An 8,041-nucleotide genomic window follows, 5' to 3' on the forward strand; every position below is an offset into this window, starting at 1 on the left:
GATTGGCGAACTGATAGGCCTTTCCGATCAGCACATATAAGAGTCCCTCGTTGTATAAAAAATCGGTGACAGGGTCCTGACGTCTTGAGTAGAGCACAATGAATCCGTCCACCTGTCCGCTGCGCGTCATTGAGCGGATGGCCTGAAGGGTCTCGTCTGTGCTGTCACCGGTGATGATCGTGTTGATGTACTGCCTCTGGTTGCAGAACTGACTGATTCCGCGGATCGCTTCAAGATAAAAGGAATTTTCATAAGCATCCCTTGCAGAGGGCGGAAGGATGATTCCGATTGTGCGGGAATTCTGTGTGGCGAGATTGCTCGCCTGAAAATTTGGCTCGTAGCCGAGCTCGCTCATCGCTTTGCGGACTTTTTCTTTCGTCTCTGCGCTGATTGAGGGGTTATTTTTGCAGGTTCTGGAGACGGTGGAAGGTGAGACTCCGGCGAGAGCCGCAACATCTTTGATTGTAACTGCCATAGTGGGATATCCTCCGATTTTGATTTCTGTTGATTTTACTTTTTACTTTTTTGTTTTCTATGTTTCTATTTTTCTTTTTTATGGTTCTATATTTTTTTTCTTGCTATTTTTCTTTTTTCATTCCCTGTTTTTCAGAAATTTTTCTTCAAAGAGAATCGGAATCTTATTTTTTGATTCATTTTTTATTGTAGTAGAAAAACTTTAAAATGTCAATTTGCGTTTGCATGAAAATTGCATAAATAAAATGCACGTTTGCACAAACGAAACATAGGGACGAATGAGGATGATTGGAACAGAAGAACAAGAGAACAGGAAGAAAAATTGGAAAAAAGCAGGAAAACGCGCGGGTGGGCAGAGAATCCGCCTGCTTAAAAACAGGAGAGAGATAGGACAAAATGCACAAAAACCCTGAGAAAAATTGTGAAAAACATGGAAATCAAAAAAGAAGCACAGGAAACACTTGAAAAATCCATGCAAACGGATTATATTTAATGCAAGCGGTTGCACAAAACAAGCGCAACAACACACAGGCATCTATGGGATGTGGACCGCATAGAAAAATAAGAGACAGCATCAGAGAGGACATCAGGGGGAAAATCCAAAAAACAGGAGTGTATGAGGGAGGTTACAGTATGGATAACAGAGAAGAATCCTGTACGGGAATCCGGATTTTATCGCCGGTTACAGGAAAAGCAATCCCGCTGGAGCAGGTGGATGACCCGGTATTTTCACAGAAAGTAATCGGAGACGGAATGGCAGTCATCCCATCAGACGGAACGATTGTGAGCCCGGTGGATGCCGAGGTGGCATCCGTTGCGGAGACCAAGCACGCGTTTGGCCTGAGAACGGAGGACGGTCTGGAACTTTTGATCCATGTGGGTCTGGAGACCGTATCCTTAAAGGGGGAGTGCTTTGAAGTATTTGTGAAGCCGGGAGATCACGTGAAAGCGGGACAGAGACTGGCAAAGGTTGATCTGGAATTCTTGAAAGAGAGAAAGATCAGCGCAGTGACTCCGGTTCTGATCTGCGGAGGACTTGCAGGAAAGAGCTTGAATTACGGAGAGGGAGAGATGAAAGCAGGGGAGAGCGTGCTTCTTACCGTTCTTGAGAGCTGTGACCATCAGACAGCTGCCGCTACATCGGAAGAAAAGAAAGCGGAGAAAACTCCGGAAACCGTATCTGGCAAAGCGGAGAAAAAGGCAGCTGAAAAAGCAACTGCAAAAGATTCCAAGAAGCCGGCTGTAAACTTTGATTTTCTTCAGAAACTCGGCAAGGTGCTGATGACGGTCATCGCAGTTATGCCGGCGGCAGGACTGATGATCAGCCTTGGAAAACTTGTCCAGATGGCCGGCGCCGATATTTCTATGATTGGAACGATCGGAAGCACGATGGAGAATATCGGATGGGCAGTCATCAACAACCTGCACATTCTGTTTGCAATCGCAATCGGCGGCTCCTGGGCAAAGGAGAGAGCAGGCGGTGCGTTTGCAGCAATCATCACTTTCATTCTGATCAACCAGATCACAGGTTCGATCTTCGGTGTGACTTCCGCGATGCTCAGTGATGCAGATGCTGTGACCCACACCCTGTTTGGAAAAGAGATTCTTGTAAACGGATATTTCACCTCGGTTCTCGGAGCGCCGGCCCTGAATATGGGTGTATTTGTCGGCATTATCTCCGGTTTTGCCGGCGGTGTGATTTACAATAAGTATTATAATTTCCGCAAACTTCCGGATGCGCTTGCATTCTTCAACGGCAAACGTTTCGTGCCGATGGTCTGCATCGCATGGTCTGTTGTGATTTCTCTGGTTCTTGCAGTTGTATGGCCGGTTGTCCAGTCCGGAATCAATGCTTTTGGTGTGTGGATTGCAAATTCTTCTTCCACCTCCCCGATTCTGGCACCGTTTATCTACGGAACCTTAGAACGTCTTCTGCTTCCGTTTGGTCTGCACCATATGCTGACGATTCCGATGAACTATACGTCCTTCGGCGGCACCTACACGATCCAGACGGGAATCAATGCAGGTGCTCAGGTGTTTGGTCAGGATCCGCTGTGGCTTGCATGGGTGACGGATCTGATTAATTTCAAGAATGCAGGCGATATGGATGCCTACAACACGCTTCTGACAACGGTAACTCCGGCGCGCTTTAAAGTCGGACAGATGATCGGTGCAACGGGACTTCTTCTCGGTATCGCACTTGCAATGTACCGCAGAGTGGATCCGGACAAGCGTCAGAATTACCGTTCCATGTTTGTTTCCACGGTTTTAGCTGTCTTCCTGACAGGTGTGACGGAGCCGCTTGAGTTCATGTTTATGTTCTGTGCACTTCCGCTCTATGTGGTGTACGCTGTTTTACAGGGATGTGCATTTGCAATGGCAGGTGTGATTCATCTGCGCCTGCATTCTTTCGGAAATCTGGAGTTTCTGACCCGTGTTCCGATCTCTCTGAAAGCAGGACTTGCAGGGGATCTGATCAACTTTGTGATCTGTGTCGTAGTCTTCTTTGTAATCGGATATTTTGTCGCATACTTCATGATCGGCAAGTTTGGATTTGCAACTCCGGGTCGTCTCGGAAACTACACGGATGAGAATGCGGACGACGGTGCAGAGGCTTCTGCAGACGGTAAGAGTGCAGCAACAGCAGGTGCGGGAACTGGAAATGGCAGTCAGGCAGAGCGCATCATCGCCCTTCTCGGAGGCCGTGAGAACATCACGCTTGTGGATGCCTGCATGACCCGCCTGAGAGTGACGGTAAAGGATCCGGACAAGGTGGCTGATCTTCCGGCATGGAAGGCAGAGGGCGCTTTGGGACTGCTCAAGAAAGACAATGGAATTCAGGCTGTATATGGCCCGAAGGCGGATGTCTTAAAATCGGACATCAACGATATTCTGTAAGGCCGCCTGTTGTGATTTGTTTAGGAGATGGCAATTAGAAATGAAAATTCTGACACTCAATGCTCATAGTCTGGCAGAACCGGACTATGAGAAGAAACTGGCATTGTTTGCACAGGTTGTGTGGAGAGAAAAACCGGATATCATGGCATTTCAGGAGGCGAGCCAGAGCCTGGCAGGTTCGCCTCTGCCGGATGAGGAAGCGGTCGGATACATTCCGGCAGCCGGATATGAGGGAAGACTTCACAGAGACAACTACGGGGCAAATCTGGCAGATCTGCTCAAAAAATTTGGTCTGGAATATTTCTGGACCTGGGTTCCGGCAAAGTTGGGATATGAGATCTATGAAGAAGGACTTGCGATTTTTTCCAGAAAACCGGTGATGGAGACCGATGAGTTTACGATCAGTGCTGTCGACGATTATCACAACTGGAAAACCCGCAAGATTGTCGGTCTGAAAAATGAGGATGGATGGTTTTACAGCGTTCATATGGGCTGGTGGAAGGATGAGGAGGAGCCGTTTTCTGCACAATGGAAATGTGTGTCAGAGCGGCTCGCGCTCAAGAAAACGCAGCTGACAGAGCGGCAGGGCATGTGGCTGATGGGAGATTTCAACAGCCCTGCCTCCGTTCGGGGAGAAGGGTATGATCTGGTTCGCGGGAGCGGATGGTCAGATACCTACCTGCTTGCAAAACACCGGGACGAGGGGAGCACAGCTTCCGGTGGGATTGATGGCTGGAAAGACGGGAAATCGGAGAGCGGAATGCGGATTGATTATATCTGGCATGCAGGAGAGGTTCTGGTTGATTCCTCTCAGGTGATCTGTGACGGAGGAAAATATCCGCAGGTATCAGATCACTTTGGAGTGATGATAGAGACGGAACCGGATGAAAAGAGACAAGATTGAGCGACGACGTAAATAAATTGGATTATTGGATTAAGGAAGAGAGAGGGAGACGAAGGTGAACAGAGCAGCGGGAGTTCTTTTATCAATCAGCAGCCTGCCGTCGAAGTATGGAATCGGCTGTTTTTCAAAGAGTGCATATGAGTTTGTAGACTGGCTGAAAAAGGCAGGTCAGAGTTACTGGCAGATTCTGCCTCTCGGACCGACCAGCTATGGAGATTCTCCGTACCAGTCCTTTTCTACCTATGCGGGAAACCCATATTTCATCAGTCTGGAAGACCTGATTGAGGAGGGACTTCTGACGAAGAAGGAGTGCGCTGCTCTTGAGAAGGATGCGGTGGACGGAACCATCAATTATGAGAAGCTGTACAAACACCGCTATCCGGTTCTTCGAAAGGCGTATGAGCGCAGCAGAATCAGTGAGAATGAGGAGTATCAGCAGTTTGTCCGGGAACAGTCCTGGTGGCTTTCCGACTATGCCCTCTTCATGGCGGTGAAAGACCGCTTTGATGGAAAACCCTGGACGGAGTGGGCACAGGATATCCGCCTGCGCTGGGACAATGCGATGGATTACTACCGCAGAGAACTGTATTTTGACATTGAGTTTCAGCAGTATCTTCAGTTCACGTTTTACAAACAGTGGATGAAACTCAAGGCATATGCAAACAGTCAGGGAGTCCGCATCATCGGTGACATTCCGATCTATGTGGCGATGGACAGTGCCGATGCCTGGGCAAATCCGCAGCTCTTCCAGCTCGATGCAGACAACGTACCGCTTGCAGTTGCAGGATGCCCGCCGGATGGATTTTCGGCAGACGGACAGCTCTGGGGCAATCCGCTCTACCGCTGGGACTATCACCACCAGACCGGATATGCATGGTGGATTCAGCGCCTGAATTACTGTTTTAAGCTCTATGATGTCGTGAGAATCGATCATTTCAGAGGATTTGACGAGTATTTCTCAATTCCGTATGGGGCAAAGACGGCGATTGGCGGTCACTGGGAGAAGGGACCGGGAATGGATCTGTTCTCACGCGTGAGAGAGGCTCTCGGAGAGAAAGAAGTGATTGCGGAAGACCTTGGCTACGTCACGGATTCTGTCCGGAAACTGGTATCCGACAGTGGATTTCCGGGCATGAAAGTTCTCGAATTTGCGTTTGATTCCCGGGATTCCGGCTGCGCGAATGATTACCTGCCGCACAACTACACGGAAAACTGTGTTGCCTACACCGGAACGCATGACAATGAGACGATTGCAGGATGGTTAAACAGCATCACAGCGGCAGAGCAGCAGCTTGCGAGAGAATATCTCTGCGACGCTTACACGCCAAAGAAATATCTCTACCGCAGTTTTATTGCGCTGATCATGCGCTCCCGCGCTTCCCTCTGCGTGATTCCGATGCAGGATTATCTCGGCCGGGACAATAAGAGCCGGATGAATCGTCCGTCCACGGTTGGAATAAACTGGAAATGGCGTCTGAAGGAGGACGAGCTTAGCACTGCACTTCAGGAAGAGATCCGAAATACAGCCAGACGGTATGGAAGACTGAACTGGCAGTGGCAGGATGAACTCGATCAGCCAAAGATGCCCGGGGGTAATTCCGGGGATTCCGCTGCATCGGAGAGCTAGTCTTCTGTCTGTTTGCAGAGATCGATGCTCTCTCTGAGCCAGGTGCAGGTGGCTTCCTCTCGGAGGATGGCACCACGAAGAACCATGTAGTCGGTGAGATCTTCTGTGTCTTTCGGAGGAAGCGTCGGAAATTTTTTGGAGTTTTCCTTTAAATGCTGAAGGCGGTGCTCATGCTGCGAGAGCTGGTCGGTCAGCATTTGAAGCTGGCGCTTCGCGCCGATACAATCAGAAAAGAAAAGCTGTAGCCGGAATTCATCTTTCGGTGAGGCCGGCATTGGAAAAAGAGTCTGTTCCCATTCCAGAAAGAGGTCACGCCCCTTTTCTGTGATGGAATAGACTTTTTTTTCGAGTACGGTTCCGGAAACCTCGATTTTATATTCGACAAGCCCTTCTTTTGTGAGACTTTTTAGTTCTGGATAGATCTGGCTGTGCCTGGCGGTCCAGAATTCAAACAGGGTAGTCTCAAATTCTTTTGACATTTCATATCCGCTCATGTCTCTGCGGTTTAAAAGTCCCAAAATGGCATAGCGCAAAGTTCCCATAATCAATCATTCTCTCTTTCTTTTTTCATTTCTATTTTTTTGTTTTTCTATTGCGCTCATCATTATAGCACATACTCACAAACCCGTGCTGACGCACTCATCTGCCTGCTGACGCAGGCGGTTTGCCCGTTAATGGCGCAAGAAAAATAAATGCCTGCTTCGCAGTCGCTTGTTTTTCTATTGCGCTCATTATATCACAAAAATAAGTAAAAACAAACATGTCAATATTGACATGTTTAAATCGAAGTGTTACGATAAAAAAGGATGTTGATGAGAATCAATAAGATAGTGAAAAAAATAACAATAGATAAGAGTACAAAATCGATCAACCTGTCAACACATACAAAAATATTAGATGGAGGAAATGCTATGAAGTACAAGTACCCGCATCTTTGCAGTCCAATCACGATTGCAGGAAAGACATTTTCAAACCGCATGTTTTCTGCCCCGATGGGTGGAACAGACATCACAAATGATGGCTGTATCGGACCGAAGTCCACGGCATTTTACGAGCTTCGCGCAAAAGGCGGGGCGGCAGCGGTGACGGTGAGTGAGTGTATGGTTCACCCGAAGACGGACGGTTCTCATGCCTATCACCTTGACACGGCAGTCTTAAATTCACTTGCAGCGGCGACTTACACGGCAGATGCGATTTCAAGACACGGGGCGGTTGCAAGTTTGGAACTGTCTCATTCCGGTATGTATGCGGGAACTTACATGACGGATAAATCGCGCCAGCACGAGATGTGTCAGTGGGGACCGTCTGATACGGTGCGCCCGGATGGCGTGCAGGTGCGTGCACTGAACAAGGAGCAGATCGATGAGATCGTTTCCGCATACGGGACGGTCGCCGGTCTTGCAAAGAGGGCAGGATTTGAGATGATTATGATTCACGGCGGACATGGCTGGCTGATTAATCAGTTCTTATCTCCGTATTTCAATCACAGAACGGATGAGTATGGCGGTTCTCTCGAGAATAGATGCAGACTGGCATCAGAAGTCCTCGATGCCGTGCGGGCTGCGGTTGGACCGTCCTTCCCGATTGAATTCCGTTTCAGCGGATCTGAACTCTTCGAGGGTGGATATGATCTTGAGGAGGGTGTCCGGATTGCACAGCAGCTGGAGTCAAAGATCGATCTCTTGCATGTCTCTGCGGGAACTTACCAGAGAGGCTTCGGAGATACACACCCGTCGATGTTTAAGGATCACGGCTGCAATGTTTATCTGGCGGCAGAGATCAAGAAACATGTCTCCATTCCGGTTGCGACGATCGGCGGACTGAATGATCCGGAGCAGATGGAGGAGATCCTCGCTTCCGGAAAGGCAGATGTGATCTACATGGCGAGAGCACTTCTAGCAGATCCGTGCCTTCCGCGCAAAGTGATGGAGAACAGGGATGAAGAGATTGTGCACTGCCTGCGTTGTTTCACATGCATGGCAGAGCGCGCTGCGACTGCGACGAGAAGATGTACCGTAAATCCGCTGATCGGCAGAGAACTTGAGGGGGATGAGATTTATCCGGCCCCGGTGAAGAAAAAGGTACTTGTCGCAGGCGGAGGTCCGGGCGGACTGTATGCAGCGTGGACGGCGGCGAGA

Annotated in this window: 6 protein-coding genes and 1 pseudogene; 5 read left to right on the forward strand and 2 right to left on the reverse strand. The window is 49.1% G+C overall.

The features are described from left to right. A partial coding sequence (locus ACR0QE_RS12415) for a LacI family DNA-binding transcriptional regulator (protein ID WP_432628658.1) occupies positions 1-475 on the reverse strand: 475 nt, incomplete at its 3' end. A 283-nt stretch (positions 476-758) separates the two neighbouring features. Here ACR0QE_RS12415 and ACR0QE_RS12420 point away from each other — a divergent pair. The 4 genes from ACR0QE_RS12420 (at position 759) to malQ (ending at position 5,903) form a co-directional block, all read left to right on the forward strand. After that, positions 759-887 (forward strand): hypothetical protein, encoded by a 129-nt coding sequence (locus ACR0QE_RS12420; RefSeq protein ID WP_432628659.1) that lies wholly within the window; start codon positions 759-761, stop codon positions 885-887. Between the two features lie 220 nt (positions 888-1,107). After that, positions 1,108-3,372: a PTS transporter subunit IIBC gene (locus ACR0QE_RS12425; RefSeq protein WP_432628660.1), complete on the forward strand. Its 2,265-nt coding sequence runs from the start codon at positions 1,108-1,110 to the stop codon at positions 3,370-3,372. A 40-nt stretch (positions 3,373-3,412) separates the two neighbouring features. Further along, entirely contained in the window at positions 3,413-4,276 is an 864-nt protein-coding gene (locus ACR0QE_RS12430; protein ID WP_432628661.1) for an endonuclease/exonuclease/phosphatase family protein, read from the forward strand. Between the two features lie 55 nt (positions 4,277-4,331). Beyond that, entirely contained in the window at positions 4,332-5,903 is a 1,572-nt protein-coding gene (malQ, locus tag ACR0QE_RS12435; protein ID WP_432628662.1) for a 4-alpha-glucanotransferase, read from the forward strand. On the opposite strand, the gene ACR0QE_RS12440 is transcribed toward malQ, so the two are convergent. Next, entirely contained in the window at positions 5,900-6,445 is a 546-nt protein-coding gene (locus ACR0QE_RS12440) for a PadR family transcriptional regulator (protein ID WP_432628663.1), read from the reverse strand. The genes malQ and ACR0QE_RS12440 overlap by 4 nt on opposite strands. 369 nt (positions 6,446-6,814) lie before the next feature. On the opposite strand from ACR0QE_RS12440, the pseudogene ACR0QE_RS12445 reads away from it, so the two are divergent. Next, positions 6,815-8,041 (forward strand): annotated as a pseudogene (locus tag ACR0QE_RS12445) (NADH:flavin oxidoreductase); the annotation flags it as partial.

The sequence above is a fragment of the Brotaphodocola sp. genome, assembly GCF_050873065.1.
In the GTDB taxonomy this organism is placed as follows: domain Bacteria; phylum Bacillota; class Clostridia; order Lachnospirales; family Lachnospiraceae; genus Brotaphodocola.